We start from the raw sequence: 20,685 nt of genomic DNA, 5'->3' as shown, positions 1-20,685 counted from the left end.
TTTAATTCCTTTTTTCCCTTCTTGCCACTGCGGTTCGTTTGGCAGACCTGCTATCTTTCACCATTAAGGCAATCCTGCAACCTTTCGTTAACATATTTAACGCCGTAATTTTGCGATGAGCGCAATGTGGCATAAGACCTGCAAGAGATTGCCTGCAACAACACACAACACAATCTATTACATAAGAAAATCACGACACTTGAGGGTAATGTATGAAGAAGACGGTTCTGGCTCTGTCTTTGCTGGTGGGATTAAGCGCAGCGGCGAGCAGCTTTGCGGCCCTCCCACAGAACGTACGTATCGGTACAGACGCAACCTATGCCCCCTTCTCATCGAAAGATGCGAAGGGGGATTTCGTTGGGTTTGATATCGACCTGGGAAATGAGATGTGCAAACGCATGTCCGTGAAATGCACCTGGGTGGGCAGCGACTTCGACGCGCTGATCCCGTCCCTGAAAGCCAAGAAGATCGACGCGATTATCTCTTCACTCTCGATCACCGAAAAGCGTCAGCAGGAGATCGCCTTCTCTGAGAAACTCTACGCGGCGGACTCGCGTCTGATTGCGGCGAAAGGCTCCCCAATCCAGCCGACCATCGACTCGCTGAAAGGGAAACACGTGGGCGTGCTGCAGGGATCAACCCAGGAAGGTTTTGCTAACGCCAACTGGCGTGAAAAGGGCGTGGACGTGGTGGCTTACCAGAACCAGGATCTGATCTATTCCGATCTGGCAGCAGGGCGTCTGGATGCGGCATTCCAGGATGAAGTCGCGGCGAGCGAAGGCTTCCTGAAACAACCTGCAGGCAAAGAGTTTGCCTTTGCTGGCCCGTCCGTCAAAGACAAAAAATATTTCGGTGACGGCACCGGGATTGGCTTGCGTAAAGACGATGCCGAACTGAAAGCGGCGTTTGATAAAGCCTTTACTGAACTGCGTAAAGACGGTACCTACGACAAACTGGCGAAGAAATACTTCGACTTCAATGTTTACGGCGATTAACCATCACTGACGGGGGCGCACCATAATGACTCCCTGTTATGGTGCGACATGGGCCTTTGTGAACCCTTATGGTGCAAATCGTGCGTCGCGTTGGTTATAAAGTGAATAGTTAAGCACTCGTGATGCACTTTTTTGCGCCTGGCGGGCATAATCTTTTGCCTTGCCGCGGCGATTAGTGGCACATTAAAGGCGCCCCGTCGGCGTTAAAATCCCGTAAGAAGACAGTCTGTTGAGGATAGATATGAAAAAACTGGTTTTGTCACTTTCTCTGGCTCTGGCCTTTTCCAGCGCTACTGCGGCATTCGCAGCAATTCCGCAAAAAGTTCGTATTGGTACTGACCCGACTTATGCCCCCTTCGAATCGAAGAATGCGCAGGGTGAACTGGTAGGATTTGATATCGATTTGGCGAAAGAGCTGTGCAAACGTATCAAAACAGAGTGTACCTTCGTTGAAAACCCACTGGATGCGCTGATCCCTTCGCTGAAAGCGAAAAAAATCGATGCCATCATGTCTTCCCTCTCTATTACCGAAAAACGCCAGCAGGAAATTGCCTTCACCGACAAGCTTTATGCAGCGGACTCTCGTCTGGTGGTAGCGAAATCCTCTGATATTCAGCCGACTCTTGAGTCACTGAAGGGTAAACGCGTGGGCGTGCTGCAGGGCACCACTCAGGAGACCTTCGGTAACGAGCACTGGGCACCAAAAGGGATCGAAATCGTCTCTTATCAGGGGCAGGAGAATATCTACGCTGACCTGACTGCGGGCCGTATTGATGCCGCCTTCCAGGACGAAGTCGCCGCCAGCGAAGGCTTCCTGAAACAGCCGGTGGGCAAAGATTACAAGTTTGGCGGCCCGTCCATTAAGGACGAGAAACTCTTCGGCGTGGGCACCGGTATGGGGCTGCGTAAAGAAGACAACGAACTGCGTGAAGCGCTGAACAAAGCCTTTGCTGAGATGCGTGCAGACGGCACGTACGAAAAACTGGCGAAGAAATACTTCGATTTTGATGTCTACGGTGGTTAATCACTCCACTCATTAACGTGCGGCCCCTCCCGGCACGGGAGGGGAAAAGACACGGCTACACCACTCACGACAGGGCAGGCGGTATGCTGTACGGATTTTCTGGCGTAATTTTACAAGGCGCATTGGTCACCCTTGAACTGGCTCTCAGTTCGGTGGTGCTGGCCGTGTTAATCGGCCTTGCTGGCGCGGGGGCGAAGCTTTCTGCGAACCGGGCGATGGCGCTGCTGTTTGAGGGTTATACCACCCTTATCCGCGGTGTTCCTGACCTGGTGCTGATGCTGCTGATTTTCTATGGTCTGCAAATCGCGCTTAATGGCATTACGGATGCCATCGGTATGGCGCAAATTGATATCGATCCTATGGTGGCCGGTATCATCACTCTGGGCTTTATCTACGGCGCCTATTTTACCGAAACCTTCCGCGGGGCCTATCTCGCCGTGCCGAAAGGGCATATCGAAGCGGCCACGGCCTTCGGTTTTACCTCCTCACAGACGTTTCGCCGCATCATGTTTCCGGCCATGATGCGCTTTGCGCTGCCGGGGATTGGCAACAACTGGCAGGTTATCCTCAAAGCGACGGCGCTGGTCTCATTACTGGGGCTGGAAGATGTGGTAAAAGCCACACAGCTGGCAGGCAAAAGTACCTGGGAGCCCTTCTACTTCGCGATTGTCTGCGGGGTGATTTATCTGGTGTTTACCACCGTCTCCAATGGCGTGCTGCTGCTGCTCGAACGTCGCTATTCCGTGGGTGTGAAGAGGGCTGACCTGTGATCGAGATTATTCAGGAATACTGGAAATCGCTGCTGTGGACCGACGGATACCGCTTTACCGGTGTGGCGATCACCCTCTGGCTGCTGATTTCTTCTGTGGTGATGGGCGGCATTCTGGCAATATTCCTCGCCATTGGCCGCGTCTCAAGCAATAAGTACATTCGCTTCCCTGTCTGGCTGTTTACCTACGTGTTCCGTGGTACGCCGCTGTATGTACAGCTGCTGGTGTTCTACTCCGGGATGTACACGCTGGAAATCGTCAAAGGCACCGAGATGCTGAACGCGTTCTTCCGCAGCGGGCTTAACTGTACCGTGCTGGCGTTGACCCTGAACACCTGCGCCTATACCACTGAGATTTTTGCGGGGGCGATTCGCTCCGTACCTCACGGTGAGATTGAGGCGGCGCGCGCGTACGGCTTCTCCTCCGTGAAGCTCTACCGCTGCATTATTCTGCCTTCGGCGCTGCGCATTGCGCTGCCCGCCTACAGTAACGAAGTGATTTTAATGCTGCACTCCACGGCGCTGGCCTTTACCGCCACCGTGCCGGATCTGCTGAAGATTGCCCGCGATATTAACTCGGCGACCTATCAGCCGTTCACCGCCTTCGGGATCGCGGCAGTGCTCTATTTAATCATCTCTTATGTCCTGATTAGCCTGTTCCGCAAAGCGGAAAAACGCTGGTTGCAGCATGTCAAACCTTCGACGCACTGAGAATTAAGATGGCTGAGAACAAATTAAACGTTATCGATTTGCACAAACGCTACGGCGAACATGAAGTGCTGAAAGGGGTGTCGCTGCAGGCGAATGCGGGCGATGTGATCAGTATTATCGGTTCGTCAGGCTCGGGTAAAAGTACTTTCCTGCGCTGCATTAACTTCCTCGAAAAACCAAGCGCCGGCTCGATTGTGGTCAGCGGTGAGAACATCAACCTGGTGCAGGACAAAGACGGCCAGCTGAAGGTGGCGGATAAACACCAGCTGCGGATGCTGCGTACCCGTCTGACGATGGTGTTCCAGCACTTTAACCTCTGGAGCCACATGACGGTGCTGGAGAACGTCATGGAAGCCCCGGTGCAGGTTTTGGGCTTAAGCAAGCAGGAAGCCCGTGCCCGTGCGGAGAAATATCTGGCGAAAGTGGGTATCGACGAACGCCAGCAGATGAAATATCCGGTGCATCTCTCCGGCGGTCAGCAGCAGCGTGTCTCTATCGCCCGTGCGCTGGCGATGGAGCCGGAAGTGCTGCTGTTTGATGAACCGACCTCCGCCCTCGATCCTGAGCTGGTAGGGGAAGTGCTGCGCATCATGCAGCAGCTCGCCGAAGAGGGGAAAACGATGGTGGTGGTGACGCACGAGATGGGCTTCGCCCGCAACGTCTCTAACCACGTTATTTTCCTGCACCAGGGCAAGATCGAAGAGCAGGGGCATCCGGATGAGGTGTTAGGTAATCCGAAGAGCCCGCGCCTGCAGCAGTTCCTGAAAGGGTCGTTGAAGTAGTTTTATGCCCGGGGGCATTACGTTTACCGGGCCTACAGTTTGTCCCCTCTCCCTGTGGGAGAGGGCCAGGGTGAGGGCATCAGGCCGCACCACTCTCCAGCCGGTACACCCAGTCGTCATAGCGTACACCATTTATCTCATACGCTTTTTCCAGCACTTGCGTACGCACAAAGCCCGCTTTTTCTAATACCCGCACCGACCCGCCGTTCTCCGCCAGCACATACGCGTTAACCGCTTTGACGCCTGCCCGGATAAAAGCGTATTCGCACACGGCGCGCAGCGCCTCGCTGGCAATCCCCCGGCCCTGCGCAGCAGGGATTACGGTATAACCAATATCGGCCTCTTCAGGGTAGTGGGGGCTGATTTGCAACCCAATATCCCCCAGCGGGGTATCGTCATTAAGCTCACGGATCACAAAAGTGTGCGGGGTGATGAGGCGGGCGGCAAACAGGCGTCGGGTCTCTTTTTCCGGGGCGATCGCGGCCATATAGCGCATGATCTCGGGGGATTCACGAAGCCGGAGGAAAAAGGGCCAGTCGGCGGGCTCAAAAGGGGAGAGCCTTAGCCTGGGGGTAGTAATCGTTGCCATTGTGACGCCTGAATTGGGGAGCGGGCAGGACAAATTAACACAGCCAACGGGGCAGAATTAACCTACCACATCTCCCAGGGCCTCTTCTAAGTCATACCACCTGAAGGCAAAGCCGGAAGCTTCCAGGCGCTTCGGCAGCGCACGCTGGCCGCCCAGCACCAGCACTGAGGATTCCCCCATCAGCAGGCGGATAGCGGTGGCAGGCGCGCGAACGACCGCTGGACGGTGGACCGCGTGACCCAGCGCATGGGCGAACTGCTCGTTACGCACCGGGTAGGGGGAGACCATATTGAACGGGCCGCGCAGGTCGTTATCCAGCAGCCAGAGAATGCCGTTGACCATATCGTCGATATGGATCCACGCCAGGTACTGACGCCCGTTGCCGACCGGGCCGCCGAGGCCGAGCTTGAACACCGGCAGCATCTTCGCCAGAATACCGCCTTTAGGGGCCAGCACCACGCCGGTGCGTAGCAGGCAGACGCGGGTCCGATCGCTCTGCGCGCCGCAGGCAATCTGCTCCCAGCGGGCACACAGTTTATGGGTAAATTCGTTGTGCGGCGGCTCCTCTTCGGTCACCACCACCTCGCCTAAATCGCCGTAATAACCCGATGCCGAACCGGAAATAAACACCGACGGCGGGTTGTCGCTGGCCTTAACCATATCCACCAGCCGCTGGGTGATGTTCCAGCGACTGTTGCACAGACGCTGTTTTTGCTCTTCCGTCCAGCGCTTGTCGGCAATGGGCTCGCCTGCCAGATTGATGACGGCATCGAAGCCGTTAAGATCCTGGTGTTCCGTCAGCCCTTTCCAGATATCGATGCCGGAGCCGAGTCGCTGGCGCGCCTTCTCAGGGCTGCGCGTGACCACAGTCAGCTCATGGCCCAATACCTGCAAACGTGGGATCAGATGCCGGCCAATCAGGCCGGTGCCGCCGGTTACCAGGATCTTCATACAACCTCCAGGGTTGCGCTTAGCGTTGCCAGCTTAACGTCATAGAGACGGAGTCGGCGTAGCGCAGCGCGTGAAGTTTATCGATCTCGACTTCAGCATAGGTGACCCAGTGATGTTCGCGTGCGATATCCAGCACATCCTGAGTTAATTTTTCCAGTAAAGAGAAGCGGTTATTCTCGACGTGCTGAATAATGCTCTTGGTGACGGTGCGATAGTTCAGTGCGTCATTAATATCTTCACTGGCCCGAGCCTTGTCGGCCGGGTAGTGGATCACCACGTTAACAACGATATCCTGACGGTTAGCGCGCTCCTCCTCTTTGATGCCGATATAGGTGCGCAGGCGTAAATTTTTAATACGAATAATCGCGTCGAGCTGGGACATTGCAGGCTTCCTCCGTGTCATTATCGCCACCATAATACATGAGGAAAGCGTTTATATCTGCTGCACTTTTTGCATCGCACGCTGCGTGGCCGGGCGGGTACGGATGCGTTCAAACCAGTTGTTCACCGCCGGCCATGAGGCCAGATCGACGCGATGGTGTTCATGAGTGTTGATCCACGGCCAGCAGGCGATATCCGCAATGCTGTAGTGATCGCCCGCCAGCCAGGGCGATTTTTCCAGCCGCTTATTCAAAACGTTATAGAGCCGCTGCGTTTCGACCTGAAAACGTTCGATGGCATAGGGAATGGGCTGCGGCGCGGCGTGGTTAAAATGAAAATTCTGACCGATCATCGGCCCCAGACCGCCCACCTGCCAGAACAGCCACTGCAGCGTGACGTGGCGTTCGCGTAATTCGCCGCTCAGCAGCTTGCCGGTTTTTTCCGCCAGATAAAGCAAAATTTCACCGGACTCAAACAGGCTCAGCGGCGTTCCGCCATCCTCCGGGGCATGATCGACAATGGCCGGAATTTTATTATTGGGTGAAATAGCAAGAAATTCGGGGCGAAACTGTTCGCCTTTGCTGGTATCAACCGGCAGGATGCGGTAGTCCAGCTGGGTCTCTTTCAGAAAAAGGGTGATTTTATGCCCATTGGGGGTAGGGGCGTAATAAAGGTCAATCATCGCAACTCCTGTCATAACGCTTTTTTCTGTACAGGATCGAGTATAGGCGGTGATGATAAATCGTGAGTTTTCATCAAGTGACAGCCGGGCCAGGAGGTTATATTTTGGATATAAACCCCACCCGAAGCGTTACGAGGATCTTATGAGCCAACCTGCGATTACCCTGTGGTCAGATGCCGATTATTACTCACCTTACGTCATGAGCGTGTATGTCGCGCTGGCCGAGAAGGGATTGCCTTTTACCCTCAAGACCGTTGATCTCAGTCGCGGGGAAAACCGCCAGCCGCAGTGGCGGGGCTATACGCTGACTCGTCGCGTGCCGGTACTCGATGTGGACGGTTTTGAACTCAGCGAATCCTCCGCCATTACCGAATATCTGGAAGAGCGCTTTGCGCCGCCAGAGTGGGAGCGGATCTATCCCCTCGATCTGCAAAAACGCGCCCGCGCGCGCCAGATTCAGGCATGGCTGCGCAGCGATCTGATGCCAATCCGCCAGGAGCGCTCTACCGATGTGGTGTTTGCCGGGGTGAAAAAAGCGGCCCTGAGCGAAACTGCCCGTCGGGCGGCAGAACAGTTGTATGATAGCGCCACATCGCTCCTGGCCCACGGCAATCAGAATTTATTCGGGGAATGGTGCATTGCGGATGCCGATCTGGCGCTGATGCTTAACCGGCTGGTGCTCAATGGCGACGATGTACCACAGCCGTTGGTGGATTATGCCAGCTTCCAGTGGCAGCGCGCCTCTGTGCAGCGTTATGTGGCGCTTTCGGCGAAGCGGGCTGGCTGATAAGCCCTGCTGATTCGGGTATGATGGGGTGGCTTTTGACTATAAGGAGTCACTGATGAAGCTGATGTTTGCATCGGACATCCACGGCTCGCTACCGGCGACCGAAAAGGTGCTTTCGCTGTTTAACCAGAGCGGGGCGCAATGGCTGGTGATCCTGGGCGATGTGCTGAATCACGGCCCGCGCAACCCGCTGCCCGAAGGCTATGCCCCTGCTGAGGTTGCAGAGCGACTTAACGCCTGTGCATCGCAAATTATCGCCGTACGGGGCAACTGCGACAGCGAAGTTGACCAGATGTTGCTGCACTTTCCCATCACCGCACCCTGGCAGCAGATCCTGCTGGAAAACTGCCGCCTGTTTGTCACCCACGGTCATCTGTTTGGCCCGGATAACCTGCCCGCGCTGAATGCTGGCGATGTCCTGGTTTACGGTCATACTCATATTCCGGTCGCGGAAACGCGGGGTGACATTATTCATTTCAACCCAGGCTCCGTCAGCCTGCCGAAAGGTGGGTTCCTCCCCAGCTATGGGATGCTGGAAAAGGACCATTTGTGCGTTATGACGCTGAATGACAGCCAGGTTATTGCACAGTCCAGGATTAATCCGTAACTTACTCCTCAACAGTAAACGCGCCGTGAGAGCGCTTTAAAGAGAAGGTTTCCCGATGGTGGAGCAGAGTCATTTGGCAAGTACTGAGTGGGTAGATATAGTCAGCGAAGACAATGAAGTCATCGCACAGGCGAGCCGCGAGCAGATGCGGGCTCAGCGCCTGCGTCATCGCGCGACCTATATCGTGGTGCATGATGGTATGGGCAATATTCTGGTGCAGCGCCGTACCGAAACAAAAGACTTCATGCCCGGCATGCTCGATGCCACTGCCGGCGGCGTAGTCCAGGCCGATGAGCTGTTACTTGATTCCGCTCGCCGTGAAGCGGAAGAGGAGCTGGGGATTGCCGGCGTGCCCTTTGCCGAACATGGCCAGTTCTACTTCGAAGACAGTCACTGCCGCGTCTGGGGAGGCCTGTTTAGCTGCGTCTCCCACGGTCCGTTTGCGCTGCAGGAAGAAGAGGTGAGTGAAGTCTGCTGGATGACCCCGGCGGAGATCACCGCCCGATGCGATGATTTTACCCCGGACTCGTTAAAAGCGCTGGCCCTGTGGATGAGCCGCAATGCCAGCAACGAACCGGTAAAGCACGAAGAAGCTTAACGGCGATAATAAAAAAGGCGACCCTGGGGTCGCCTTTTTACGTTAGGGTGCAGCTTACTGCTGTGAAGACTGGATCGCGGTCAGGGCGATGGTGTAGACGATATCGTCTACCAGCGCGCCACGAGACAGGTCGTTCACCGGTTTGCGCATACCCTGCAGCATCGGCCCGATGGAGATCAGGTCGGCAGAACGCTGTACCGCTTTGTAAGTGGTGTTACCGGTGTTCAGATCCGGGAAGATGAACACGGTAGCACGACCGGCAACCGGTGAGTTAGGCGCTTTGGATTTTGCCACGTCAGCCATAACGGCGGCGTCGTACTGCAGCGGGCCATCGATAACCAGATCCGGGCGTTTTTCCTGCGCCAGACGAGTTGCTTCACGCACTTTCTCTACGTCACTACCTGCACCAGAGTTACCGGTGGAGTAGGAGAGCATCGCTACGCGCGGTTCGATACCGAAAGCAATCGCAGAGTCAGCGGACTGAATCGCGATTTCTGCCAGCTGTTCAGCAGTTGGATCCGGGTTGATCGCGCAGTCACCGTAAACGTAAACCTGTTCCGGCAGCAGCATGAAGAACACGGAAGAGACCAGAGAACTGCCTGGTGCGGTTTTGATCAGCTGCAGTGGCGGACGGATGGTGTTCGCGGTAGTGTGAACGGCACCTGAAACCAGACCGTCTACTTCGTCCTGTTCCAGCATCAGCGTCCCGAGAACCACGTTGTCTTCCAGCTGTTCGCGGGCAACGGCTTCGGTCATACCCTTGTTCTTACGCAGCTCGACCAGTCGGGCAACATAGCTTTCGCGCACCACTTCCGGGTCAACAATTTCGATACCAGAACCCAGCTCAACACCCTGAGAGGCGGCAACGCGGGTGATTTCATCCGGGTTACCCAGCAGCACACAGGTCGCGATACCGCGTTCGGCACAGATAGCCGCCGCTTTAACGGTACGCGGTTCGTCACCTTCTGGCAGAACAACGCGTTTGCCCGCTTTACGTGCCAGCTCGGTCAGCTGGTAACGGAAGGCTGGTGGAGAGAGACGACGGCTACGCTCGGAGGTTGCGGTCAGGGACTCAATCCAGTCGGGATTGATGCAACCGGCAACGTATTCCTGCACTTTCTCGATACGCTGGTGGTCATCAACAGGCACTTCCAGATTGAAGCTCTGCAGACTCAGAGAGGTCTGCCAGGTGTTGGTGTTCACCATGAACACCGGCAGGCCGGTGGCGAACGCGCGCTCGCACAGCTTGCTGACGCGTGGGTCCATTTCATAGGCACCGGTCAGCAGGATTGCACCGATTTCCACGCCGTTCATCGCGGCCAGGCAGGCTGCAACCAGCACGTCAGGACGGTCGGCGGAGGTTACCAGCAGGGAACCTGCACGGAAGTGCTCCAGCATATGCGGAATGCTACGCGCGCAGAAGGTCACGGACTTCACGCGACGGGTATTGATATCGCCTTCGTTCACGATGGTGGCGTTCAGGTGACGCGCCATATCGATTGCACGGGTCGCGATCAGATCAAAGCTCCACTGCACCGCGCCCAGTACTGGCAGCGGGCTGAATTCCTGCAGCTTAGCCGGATCGATTTTCACAATTTTCGCTTTAGACGAGTCGTCAAAGATTTCGGACAGGTCAGGGCGGGTACGGCCTTGCTCGTCAACCGGGGCGTTCAGCTTGTTAACGATTACGCCGGTGATGTTGCTGTTTTTCGCGCCGCCGAAGCTGCTGCGAGTCAGCTCAATACGCTCTTTCAGCTGTTCCGGGGTATCGGTACCCTGGGACATTACAAACACGATTTCCGCGTTCAGGGTTTTGGCGATTTCGAAGTTCAGTGACTGAGCAAACTGATGTTTGCGCGTTGGGACCAGGCCTTCAACCAGCACCACTTCCGCATCCTGGGCGTTAGCATGATAGTTAGCGATGATCTCTTCCATCAGCACGTCTTTCTGGTTGCTGGAGAGCAGAGACTCAACGTGGCTCATCTTCAGCGGTTCAGCGGCGGGCAGGTTGGAGTTTGCGCGAACAATAGTGGTAGTCTGGTCTGGGGCATCGCCACCAGCACGCGGTTGAGCGATTGGCTTAAACACGCTCAGACGAACGCCTTTGCGTTCCATCGCACGGATCACACCGAGGCTGACGCTGGTCAGGCCTACGCTGGTTCCGGTCGGGATCAGCATAATAGTACGGGACACGATTTATCCTCTTTCGTTACCGCCGAAAACAGGCGGGCTTCAAAACAGCACCGCCAGCATTGCTGGCGGTGTGGAATCAGGCAGTCAGACGGCTCGCGTCTTGCGCGATAACCAGCTCTTCATTGGTTGGGATAACCATTGCGAGACGGGTGCCTTCTTTGTTGATGAAGCCAGACTTACCGAAGCGCGCAGCCAGGTTACGTTCATGGTCAACCTCAAAGCCCAGCACGCCCAGTTTGCCCAGGGACAGCTCGCGTACCATTGCGGCGTTCTCACCGATACCGCCGGTGAAGACTACGCCATCCAGACGACCGTCCATCAGCGCAGTGTAAGAGCCGATGTACTTCGCCAGACGGTGGCAGTAAACGTCCATTGCACGTTTAGCGTCTTCTTTTTCAGCGTAGTTGTCTTCAACGTAACGGCAGTCGCTGGTGACTTCGGTCAGACCCAGCAGGCCGGACTCTTTGGTCAGCATGGTGTTGATCTGATCAACGTTCATGCCCAGGTTGTCGTGCAGGAAGAAGATGATAGCCGGGTCGATGTCACCGGTACGGGTACCCATCACCAGGCCTTCCAGCGGGGTCAGACCCATGGAGGTATCAACGCATTCACCGTTACGGATAGCAGAAACGGAACCGCCGTTGCCCAGGTGGCAAGTGATGATGTTCACTTCTTCCACTGGCTTGTTCAGCATTTTCGCGGCTTCCTGAGTCACATAGTAGTGGCTGGTGCCGTGGAAACCGTAGCGACGAACGCCATGCTCTTTGTACAGGCTGTACGGCAGGGCGTAGAGGTAAGACTCTTCCGGCATGGTCTGGTGGAACGCAGTGTCGAACACGGCCACGTTTTTGTCTTTTAAATGCGGGAAGGATTTCAGTGCTTCGGTGATACCGATCAGGTGAGCCGGGTTGTGCAGCGGCGCAAATGGTGCAGCATCCTTGATACCCTGAATAACGGTGTCATCAATGATCACAGATTTGGTGTACTTCTCGCCACCATGCACGATGCGGTGACCGATTGCGGTCAGCTGCGCGGACAGTTCCGGTTTTTGTGCCAGGATAGTGTTAACGATAAAGTTCAGCGCTTCGCTGTGAGCGGCGCCTGCACCTAAAGCCGCTTCCTGTTTGCTGCCGTCCATTTTCCACTTCAGACGTGCTTCAGGAAGATGGAAACATTCGGCCAAACCAGAAAGGTACTCTTCACCGTTGAGCGCATCGATGATGGCGAATTTGAGGGAAGAGCTACCGCAGTTCAGAACCAGTACTAACTTACTCGACATGGAAGTACCTATTATTGATACGTGGCTAAAAAAACGTCAGTGAGTCAATGATCGTAGCGCAAGATATCGCTGACATTTATGATTAACATCATGCCGGAAGGACATTCTGGCATGACGAAAAGAATACATATGATTTTATGCCATTTTGCGCATTTTTCCGGCAATGGCATAATATGCGATAATTTGACGAGTGAATGTTCCTCGTCTAAGGCCTTTGCAGGCCGGCACAGGATACCCGATACTGGGTAGCGCTGACAAAAGTTTTTGAACGTTGTCATGACCAGTTGTGGTTTTGCATGAATTTTTTAATCTTTATATGTGAAGTTGAGGTAAGCCATGTCGACACCCGAGAATCCTTCCGTGAGCTTCTTTAGCCTGTTTCGCCGGGGACAGCATTATTCAAAGACGTGGCCTATGGAAAAGCGCCTGGCGCCCGTCTTTATTGAAAACCGCGTAATCCGCGCTACCCGACACGCTATTCGCCTGATGCCGCCTGTCGCGGTTTTTACCCTGTGCTGGCAGATTGCACTGGGCGGCCAGCTTGGCCCTGCCGTTGCTACCGCGCTCTTTGCCCTGAGCCTGCCGATGCAGGGGCTGTGGTGGCTGGGCAAACGTTCGGTCACGCCGTTGCCACCGTCCGTGTTGTCCTGGTTTTATGAAGTGCGCGGTAAATTGCAGGATGCCGGCCAGGTGCTCGCACCGGTAGAGGGGAAACCCGATTATCAGGCACTGGCCGATACCCTGAAGCGGGCATTCAAGCAACTTGATAAAACATTCCTCGATGACTTGTGATTGATCATCGAAACGATGACCAAAAGAAGGCACAGTAACCCACCGTTACCGTGTCTTTTTTTAAAGCTGCCATGCGCAACAGGAGTCGAAAGATGGAAATGACCCACGCTCAACGTCTGATTTTGTCTAACCAGTACAAAATGATGACTATGCTTGATCCCGACAACGCAGAGCGCTATCGCCGCTTGCAGACTATCGTCGAACGTGGCTTTGGTTTGCAGATGCGCGAGCTGGATCGCGAGTTTGGCGAACTGAAAGAAGAGACCTGCCGCACCGTCATCGACATTATGGAGATGTATCACGCCCTGCATGTTTCCTGGACCAACCTGAAAGATGCCCAGACTATCGACGAACGTCGTGTGACCTTCCTGGGTTATGATGCGGCCACCGAATCCCGTTATCTGAGCTATGTCCGCTTTATGGTCAACGTGGAAGGTCGCTACACCCATTTCGATGCCGGTACGCATGGCTTTAATGCCCAGACGCCGATGTGGGACAAATATCAGCGCATGCTCAGCGTGTGGCACGCTTGCCCGCGTCAGTACCATCTGAGCAGCAACGAAATCCAACAAATTATTAATGCCTGACGGAGGTAGATGTGCAGTGTAAAGGTTTTCTGTTTGATCTGGACGGTACGCTGGTCGATTCGCTACCGGTTGTTGAACGCTCCTGGTGCCGTTGGGCCGACAGACATGGCATCGACCATCAGGACGTACTGAATTTTATCCATGGCAAACAGGCCATAACCTCTTTACGGCATTTTCTCCAGGGAAGAAGTGAAGCGGATATCCAGGCAGAGTTTACCTGGCTTGAGCAGGTCGAAGCCACCGATACCAACGGTATCACGGCGTTGCCAGGGGCGCAGGCGCTGCTCAGGCACCTGAATGAAGCGGCGATCCCCTGGGCTATCGTCACCTCCGGTTCGATTCCTGTGGCCCATGCGCGTCATAAAGCAGCAGGACTGCCGCTGCCGGAAGTCTTTATCACCGCGGAGCGGGTCAAGCGCGGTAAGCCGGAGCCCGATGCCTTTTTACTGGGCGCGGAGATGCTGGGTCTGGCGCCTGAAGAGTGTGTGGTGGTAGAAGATGCCGCAGCCGGCGTGCTGGCGGGCCTCAATGCCGGAAGCCACGTCATTGCCGTCAATGTCCCTGCCAACTCACCGCGTCTGGATGAGGCGGACTTTGTGCTCACCACGCTGGAGTCACTTACCGTAAGCCGCACGCCTGACGGGAATGTAACAGTCTCGCGGAAAATGTAATCCCATGATTTAGCCCCACATTGTTGGGGCTTTTTTATGGCACTATCGGTATCACTCTCTTCTGACAAGGATCTGTTGTGAACGGTGAACTTATCTGGGTGTTAAGCCTGCTCCTTATTGCCATTGTTCTTTTTGCTACCGGCAAAGTCCGCATGGATGCCGTGGCGCTGCTGATGATCGTTGCTTTTGTATTGAGTGGTACCTTAACCCTCACGGAAGCCTTCTCCGGCTTTAGCGATCCCAACGTTATTTTGATTGCTGCTCTGTTTATTATCGGGGACGGCCTGGTGCGGACCGGTGTGGCGACCAGCATGGGCTCCTGGCTGGTGAGTGTGGCGGGCAACAGCGAAACCAAAATGCTGGTCTTTTTGATGCTTACCGTCGCCGGGCTCGGGGCTTTTATGAGTTCCACCGGCGTGGTGGCAATCTTTATTCCCGTGGTGCTGAGTGTCTCCATGCGTATGCAGATCTCGCCATCCCGACTGATGATGCCGCTGAGCTTTGCCGGGCTTATCAGCGGCATGATGACGCTGGTGGCCACGCCGCCAAACCTGGTGGTAAACAGTGAATTGTTGCGAGAAGGTCTGGAAGGCTTCAGCTTCTTTAGCGTCACCCCGCTGGGGCTGGTCATCCTGGTGATGGGCATTATCTACATGCTGTTGACCCGCTTTGCCCTGAAAAGCGAAAAGCAGGACAAAACCCGCGACGGCTGGAAGCGCCGCACCTTTCGCGATCTGATCAAAGAGTATCGCCTCACCGGACGGGCGCGCCGTCTGGCGATCCGCCCCGGTTCGCCGCTGATTGGACAGCGACTGGATGATTTAAAACTCCGCGAACGCTATGGCGCCAACGTCATCGGCGTTGAACGCTGGCGCCGTTTTCGCCGGGTTATCGTCAATGTAAACGGCGTATCGGAGTTTCGCGCCCGGGACGTGCTGCTCATTGATATGTCCTCCGCAGAGGTCGACCTGCGCGAATTTTGCAGCGAACAGTTGCTGGAGCCGATGGTCCTGCGCGGGGAGTACTTCTCCGATCAGGCGCTGGATGTGGGGATGGCCGAAGTTTCGCTGATCCCCGAATCGGAGCTGCTGGGTAAAACTATTCGCGAAATAGGATTTCGTACCCGCTACGGTTTAAACGTCGTCGGGTTAAAGCGCGACGGCGAGGCGATGGACGGCTCGGTAGTGGATGAGCCGCTGCAGCTGGGGGATATTTTCCTGGTCGTAGGCAACTGGAAGCTGATTACCCAACTGGGTCAGAGAGGGCGAGACTTTGTCGTGCTCAACCTGCCTGTTGAAGTCAGCGATGCGTCGCCCGCCCACAGTCAGGCGCCGCACGCCATTTTTTGTCTGGTGCTGATGGTCGCTCTGATGCTGACCGACGAAATTCCTAATCCGGTGGCGGCGATTATCGCCTGTTTACTGATGGGAAAATTTCGCTGCATCGACGCTGAAAGCGCTTACAAAGCGATCCACTGGCCGAGCATCATTTTGATTGTCGGTATGATGCCCTTTGCGCTGGCGCTGCAAAAAACCGGAGGGGTCGATTTAGTGGTGAAAGGATTGATGGAGCTGGGCGGCGGCTATGGCCCTTATATGATGTTGATGTGCTTGTTTATTATGTGCGCCACCATCGGGCTCTTTATCTCCAATACCGCGACGGCCGTATTGATGGCGCCTATTGCCCTGGCGATGGCTAAATCGATGGGGGTATCACCTTATCCTTTCGCGATGATGGTGGCGATGGCCGCTTCCGCGGCCTTTATGACGCCGGTCTCGTCACCCGTTAACACGCTGGTACTGGGACCCGGAAGATATACCTTCAGCGACTTTGTAAAACTCGGCGTGCCGTTCACCCTTCTGGTGATGGTGGTGTGCGTGGTGATGATCCCGGTGTTATTTCCGTTCTGAGACTTGTCCGGCGGCGCTACGCTTACCGGGCCTACGGGGGAGTAGGCCGGGTCACGCGTAGCCGCTAACCGGCACAAAACTACAGCGGTGAATCCTGGCTTATCTCATCCAGCGACAGCTGGAAGCTCGGGACAAACACCTCCATGAAGTAATCCATCTCCTCGCTGCGTCGCGCCTCGAGCGTCTTTTCCAGCCGGGTTTTGGCCAGCAAAAATTCGTGGTTGCCGGCAGACAACTCCTCAAGACACTTCAGGTAGGCGCATAGCGCATCGGCCTGTTTCACAATGAAGTGCTCTTCCTGGCTGTAGCTCTGCTCGTCTATTAAAGGCGCAAAGATATCGCGAAGCTCTTCCGGCACCATCTCAACCAGCTTTTGCTGGGCGATTTTTTCAATCGCCTTGTACTCCTGGGCGATTTGCGAATTGAAGTATTTCACCGGGGTGGGCAGATCGCCCGTCAGCACTTCTGAGGCATCGTGATACATCGCCAGCAGCGCGATACGTTCGGCGTTCACCTGGCCATTGAACTTGCGGTTTTTGATGGCGGCCAGCGCGTGGGCGACCATCGCCACCTGCAGGCTGTGTTCAGAAACGTTCTCGGTGCGCACGTTACGCATCAGCGGCCAACGGTTGATCAATTTCAGGCGGGAAAGATGGGCGAAGAAATGACTCTGACTCATAAGTTACCTTTCGTCTTACACAGCGACAGGTTTCATTGTGAGGGGAGGGGCGGTGAGATGCAAATCGGGCTGCCGTGGCAGCCCGATTATCATTTTATTGATGGTAGCCGGAAAGGAAGCGTCCAAACCTGCTGATGGCCATTTCCAGATCATCCTCACGCGGCAGCGTCACAATACGCACGTGGTCCGGCCAGGGCCAGTTAAATGCGGTGCCCTGTACCAGTAATACTTTTTCCTGCAGCAGGAAGTCGAGCACCATCTTCTGATCGTCAAAGATGTTAAAGCGTTTGATATCGATTTTCGGGAACATATAGAGCGCGCCGTTTGGCTTCACGCAGGAGACGCCCGGGATATCGTTAATCAATTCCCACGCGCGCCGGCGCTGCTCATACAGACGTCCACCCGGCACGATAAATTCACTGATGCTCTGATAGCCACCCAACGCAGTCTGGATTGCGTGCTGCGCCGGGACGTTGGCGCACAGGCGCATGGAGGCGAGCATCTCCAGACCTTCGATATAACCTTTAGCGTGTTTTTTCGGCCCGTTCAGTACCATCCAGCCCTGACGGAAACCGGCAACACGATAGGTTTTAGACAGACCGTTAAAGGTCACGGTCAGCAGATCCGGCGCCAGCGCGGCAATTGAGTGGTGCTGCGCAGCGTCGTACAGGATTTTGTCGTAGATCTCGTCCGCGAAAATAATCAGATTATGCTGGCGGGCAATCTCGACGATCTCCAGCAGTAACTCTTTCGAGTAGACGGCGCCGGTCGGATTATTCGGGTTGATGATGACGATCCCGCGGGTGCGCGGCGTGATTTTGGCACGAATATCATCCAGGTCGGGGAACCAGTCGGAGGACTCATCGCACAGGTAATGCACTGCTTTGCCGCTTGAAAGCGACACTGCCGCCGTCCAGAGCGGGTAATCCGGTGCCGGCACCAGCATCTCGTCGCCACTGTTCAGCAGGGCCTGCATCGCCTGGACGATCAGCTCGGATACACCGTTACCGATATAGATGTCTTCAACGGTGACATCGCGCATGCCTTGCGCCTGATAGTGCTGCATGATGGCTTTACGCGCAGAGTACAGACCCTTGGAGTCGCTATAGCCTTGCGCCGTGGGCAGGTTGCGGATCACATCAACCAGAATTTCATCCGGTGCATCAAAACCAAATGGCGCCGGGTTGCCGATATTGAGCTTAAGTACTTTATTACCTTCTTCTTCGAGACGTTTTGCCTCTTTAAGAACCGGGCCACGAATGTCATAACAAACGTTATCTAACTTGCTGGATTTTTCGATGGGTGACATGAATCTTTGACCTTTTCACTGTTATTGCGACGTCCTGCCGTGGAAGTCAGCACGAAACAATGTACTCCTCACTTGCCTGCTTTTGAAGGGTTGGCAGTAGAAGATTTTGTCTAGTTCTGGCGGTTGTTGCTGAAATTTTTAACTGTTTTTTAAGGTTATAATCACTTAATTAGGTGGTTTTTGATTTTATACTGGTTTTTTGTGTTGTTATTTGTATTTTAAAATGGATTTTTCTCTGTTAAAAAGGTGTGTATTGAGCGACTTACGCTGGCGGTGCTACAGTTTCCAGTAGTGATATTTCGTAAAAGCTGAGTAAAACATCCGGGTATTCGCTTTTCTGCCTTTTTATATTAACGTTGCTCATGTGAAATTAATGTTAAGCATTATTAATCATTAAGTCTTGTTTCAATTATTATTTATTTCTAAATAAAGACGAAATCGCAACTTTCGTTAATATTAATAAAATTAGTTTAGTGAGTTATCATTAAGGTTAAAACACAGAAATTGCAATAAGGCTTATAAATAAAAAGGTTTTAGGGTAAGATGTGTCCCGGGTTTAGTTATGGAAGATAACCGGCCATAGCAGGCCTTGATGCCTGGACCTTTAATAGTTTATTGTAATTGCTAGAATTATCTCTGCCCGGATAAGTGAAGTGATACCATTGCTGCTTAACCTGTACTGCGATAAAGTTGACGTTGGATAGGCATCTTCTTTAATGGAATTTACATCATCCGGCAAACGTCTAAATATCTCTAACGTTTTTGAGAATAAAAATAACGTCAGATAAGTTGTTTCTGACCACTGATATACCCAGCACAATTACATTATGCAGATACACTGCCGGACCGGGACGTCAGAGGACTTTGTTCAGAAGGAACTGTATTACTTTTACGCACACAGCTTAAACCTGGGGCAGCTCCGTACGAGCAACCTGTAAGTGAAAAGATATGATTAATGCAAATCGTCCGATACTGAATCTCGACCTCGATCTGCTGAGAACCTTTGTGGCGGTCGCCGATCTGAACACCTTTGCTGCTGCGGCGGCGGCAGTTTGCCGTACCCAATCTGCAGTCAGTCAACAAATGCAACGACTGGAGCAACTGGTTGGCAAAGAGCTTTTTGCCCGCCATGGCCGCAATAAGCTGTTAACGGAACACGGTATTCAGCTGCTGGGTTACGCCAGAAAAATCCTGCGCTTCAATGATGAAGCATGTTCATCATTAATGTTTAGTAACCTGCAGGGCGTCTTAACATTAGGTGCTTCTGACGAGTCCGCCGACACTATTCTACCGTTTCTGCTCAATCGGATAAGTTCGGTTTATCCGAAACTTGCCCTTGATGTCAGGGTTAAACGCAACGCCTTTATGGTTGATATGCTGCAGGAGCAGGAGGTCGATCTGGTGGTGACGACCCATCGAACCAGCCAGTTCGAGTGTCTTTCGCTGCGCACATCACCGACGCACTGGTACTGTGCCGCCGAGTTCACGTTGCAGCGTGGCGAGCCTGTGCCGCTGGTGCTGATGGACGATCCCAGTCCTTTCCGCGACGTCGTGCTGGCCACGCTCAACGCCGCCAATGTTCCATGGCGTCTGGCGTATGTTGCCTCCACGCTGCCTGCCATTCGTGCTGCGGTGAAAGCGGGTCTGGGTGTGACGGCGCGTCCGGTTGAAATGATGAGCCCTGATTTACGGGTGCTGGGTAAAGCGGACGGGCTGCCTGCGCTGCCAGATACGGAATATATGCTGTGTCATAATCCGGCCAGCAACAACGAGCTGGCGCAGACCATCTTTAACGCCATGGATAACTACCATAACCCCTGGCAGTACAATAATGTTACTCCAGAAGGGGGGGATGACTCTCTGGTGATCGAACGCGATTTTGAGTAAAACGAATCACTAATAATCTGGTAACAATTCGCGGACGAAAAAAAAGAACCGCTGGCAGAACCTTCTTGCACAGTGGTTCTTTTTTTGCATGTCGTCATAAGCGGTTTTACTTAAGTCGTTGTCAATCTTCTTTTTTATCAATTCGATAGATATCCATCCTTCCTCCCGAAACCCGCTATACTTCTTCTTTCTAATGTCAATGTTCATGTTAAAAAAGCAGCAAAGATGTTGCCGTTTTTTTGATTGAATTAACAAAAGCGTGTCACAGATCAAGAAAATACTCCTCTTTGGGGGGAGGAATCGGGGGCAAATCCTGTCAAAATAGGAGGGTAATCTTTGTATTAGTTCATTACGGACACGATTCAACACCCCCACGCAGGAACGCGCCTCACATTTTCTGAGGATAAAGGGCATTAAATGTTAATGAAGTTCGATCAATGTAATTTAATGTGAAGAAACTTTTGTTAAAGTTGACAAAAGGTTATAGAAAGGAGTAAAAAAC

Annotated in this window: 21 protein-coding genes; 13 read left to right on the top strand and 8 right to left on the bottom strand. The window is 53.9% G+C overall.

Annotation, left to right across the window (positions count from 1 at the left end; translation table 11 throughout):
• Positions 1–212: 212 nt before the first annotated feature.
• The 5 genes from argT (at position 213) to hisP (ending at position 4,281) form a co-directional block, all read left to right on the top strand.
• The gene (gene argT / locus MXM41_RS06325) at positions 213–995 is read left to right on the top strand and encodes a lysine/arginine/ornithine ABC transporter substrate-binding protein ArgT (RefSeq protein WP_039030953.1); all 783 of its coding nucleotides are present in this window, start codon (positions 213–215) and stop codon (positions 993–995) included.
• A 241-nt stretch (positions 996–1,236) separates the two neighbouring features.
• Positions 1,237–2,019: a histidine ABC transporter substrate-binding protein HisJ gene (hisJ, locus tag MXM41_RS06320; protein WP_032612831.1), complete on the top strand. Its 783-nt coding sequence runs from the start codon at positions 1,237–1,239 to the stop codon at positions 2,017–2,019.
• Positions 2,020–2,102: 83 nt separating this feature from the next.
• On the top strand, positions 2,103–2,789 hold the full coding sequence (locus MXM41_RS06315) for a histidine ABC transporter permease HisQ (protein WP_103180501.1): 687 nt from the start codon (positions 2,103–2,105) through the stop codon (positions 2,787–2,789).
• Positions 2,786–3,499, top strand: a complete 714-nt coding sequence (locus MXM41_RS06310; protein ID WP_325930571.1) for an ABC transporter permease — start codon at positions 2,786–2,788, stop codon at positions 3,497–3,499. The genes MXM41_RS06315 and MXM41_RS06310 overlap by 4 nt, the downstream gene beginning before the upstream one ends.
• An 8-nt stretch (positions 3,500–3,507) precedes the next feature.
• The gene (gene hisP, locus MXM41_RS06305; protein ID WP_139563302.1) at positions 3,508–4,281 is read left to right on the top strand and encodes a histidine ABC transporter ATP-binding protein HisP; all 774 of its coding nucleotides are present in this window, start codon (positions 3,508–3,510) and stop codon (positions 4,279–4,281) included.
• 79 nt (positions 4,282–4,360) lie between these two features.
• On the opposite strand, the gene MXM41_RS06300 is transcribed toward hisP, so the two are convergent.
• From MXM41_RS06300 to yfcG, 4 genes are read right to left on the bottom strand one after another with little or no spacing between them, the layout of a single operon-like run.
• Complete coding sequence (locus tag MXM41_RS06300) at positions 4,361–4,870, bottom strand: GNAT family N-acetyltransferase (RefSeq protein ID WP_325930570.1); 510 nt, start codon at positions 4,868–4,870, stop codon at positions 4,361–4,363.
• 57 nt (positions 4,871–4,927) lie between these two features.
• Positions 4,928–5,821 carry a TIGR01777 family oxidoreductase gene (locus MXM41_RS06295; protein WP_325930569.1) on the bottom strand — a complete coding sequence of 298 codons (894 nt, stop codon included), beginning with the start codon at positions 5,819–5,821 and terminating at the stop codon, positions 4,928–4,930.
• Between the two features lie 19 nt (positions 5,822–5,840).
• Positions 5,841–6,203 (bottom strand): dihydroneopterin triphosphate 2'-epimerase, encoded by a 363-nt coding sequence (gene folX, locus MXM41_RS06290; protein ID WP_325930566.1) that lies wholly within the window; start codon positions 6,201–6,203, stop codon positions 5,841–5,843.
• Between the two features lie 51 nt (positions 6,204–6,254).
• Complete coding sequence (gene yfcG, locus MXM41_RS06285) at positions 6,255–6,884, bottom strand: GSH-dependent disulfide bond oxidoreductase (RefSeq protein ID WP_325930565.1); 630 nt, start codon at positions 6,882–6,884, stop codon at positions 6,255–6,257.
• A gap of 142 nt (positions 6,885–7,026) precedes the next feature.
• On the opposite strand from yfcG, the gene yfcF reads away from it, so the two are divergent.
• The 3 genes from yfcF to yfcD are packed head-to-tail and all read left to right on the top strand — an operon-like array spanning position 7,027 to position 8,876.
• Positions 7,027–7,671: a glutathione transferase gene (gene yfcF / locus MXM41_RS06280; protein ID WP_325930564.1), complete on the top strand. Its 645-nt coding sequence runs from the start codon at positions 7,027–7,029 to the stop codon at positions 7,669–7,671.
• 55 nt (positions 7,672–7,726) lie between these two features.
• A complete protein-coding gene (gene yfcE / locus MXM41_RS06275; RefSeq protein ID WP_325930563.1) occupies positions 7,727–8,278 on the top strand; it encodes a phosphodiesterase in 552 nt (183 codons plus the stop codon).
• Between the two features lie 55 nt (positions 8,279–8,333).
• On the top strand, positions 8,334–8,876 hold the full coding sequence (gene yfcD / locus MXM41_RS06270) for an NUDIX hydrolase YfcD (RefSeq protein WP_325930562.1): 543 nt from the start codon (positions 8,334–8,336) through the stop codon (positions 8,874–8,876).
• A 54-nt stretch (positions 8,877–8,930) separates the two neighbouring features.
• On the opposite strand, the gene pta is transcribed toward yfcD, so the two are convergent.
• Positions 8,931–11,069 (bottom strand): phosphate acetyltransferase, encoded by a 2,139-nt coding sequence (gene pta / locus MXM41_RS06265; RefSeq protein ID WP_325930561.1) that lies wholly within the window; start codon positions 11,067–11,069, stop codon positions 8,931–8,933.
• A 76-nt stretch (positions 11,070–11,145) separates the two neighbouring features.
• Entirely contained in the window at positions 11,146–12,348 is a 1,203-nt protein-coding gene (gene ackA / locus MXM41_RS06260) for an acetate kinase (RefSeq protein ID WP_325930560.1), read from the bottom strand.
• A 336-nt stretch (positions 12,349–12,684) separates the two neighbouring features.
• Here ackA and yfbV point away from each other — a divergent pair, with 336 nt between their 5' ends.
• From yfbV to MXM41_RS06240, 4 genes are all read left to right on the top strand, one after another.
• Entirely contained in the window at positions 12,685–13,140 is a 456-nt protein-coding gene (yfbV, locus tag MXM41_RS06255; protein ID WP_325930559.1) for a terminus macrodomain insulation protein YfbV, read from the top strand.
• Positions 13,141–13,232: 92 nt separating this feature from the next.
• On the top strand, positions 13,233–13,727 hold the full coding sequence (locus MXM41_RS06250; RefSeq protein WP_032612801.1) for a YfbU family protein: 495 nt from the start codon (positions 13,233–13,235) through the stop codon (positions 13,725–13,727).
• A gap of 11 nt (positions 13,728–13,738) precedes the next feature.
• The gene (locus MXM41_RS06245; protein WP_325930558.1) at positions 13,739–14,398 is read left to right on the top strand and encodes a sugar phosphatase; all 660 of its coding nucleotides are present in this window, start codon (positions 13,739–13,741) and stop codon (positions 14,396–14,398) included.
• A gap of 77 nt (positions 14,399–14,475) precedes the next feature.
• Positions 14,476–16,308, top strand: coding sequence for an SLC13 family permease (locus MXM41_RS06240; protein ID WP_325930557.1), 1,833 nt, complete (start codon positions 14,476–14,478; stop codon positions 16,306–16,308).
• Positions 16,309–16,387: 79 nt separating this feature from the next.
• On the opposite strand, the gene yfbR is transcribed toward MXM41_RS06240, so the two are convergent.
• Both yfbR and alaA read right to left on the bottom strand, forming a co-directional pair.
• Entirely contained in the window at positions 16,388–16,987 is a 600-nt protein-coding gene (gene yfbR / locus MXM41_RS06235) for a 5'-deoxynucleotidase (RefSeq protein WP_325930556.1), read from the bottom strand.
• A 94-nt stretch (positions 16,988–17,081) separates the two neighbouring features.
• The gene (gene alaA, locus MXM41_RS06230; protein ID WP_325930554.1) at positions 17,082–18,296 is read right to left on the bottom strand and encodes an alanine transaminase AlaA; all 1,215 of its coding nucleotides are present in this window, start codon (positions 18,294–18,296) and stop codon (positions 17,082–17,084) included.
• A 948-nt stretch (positions 18,297–19,244) separates the two neighbouring features.
• On the opposite strand from alaA, the gene lrhA reads away from it, so the two are divergent.
• Positions 19,245–20,183, top strand: a complete 939-nt coding sequence (gene lrhA / locus MXM41_RS06225; protein ID WP_325930553.1) for a transcriptional regulator LrhA — start codon at positions 19,245–19,247, stop codon at positions 20,181–20,183.
• Positions 20,184–20,685 lie beyond the last annotated feature (502 nt).

It is taken from the genome of Leclercia adecarboxylata (assembly GCF_035787115.1).
In the GTDB taxonomy this organism is placed as follows: Bacteria; Pseudomonadota; Gammaproteobacteria; order Enterobacterales; family Enterobacteriaceae; genus Enterobacter; species Enterobacter adecarboxylatus_E.
This window is presented reverse-complemented; position numbering and strand designations above follow the sequence as displayed.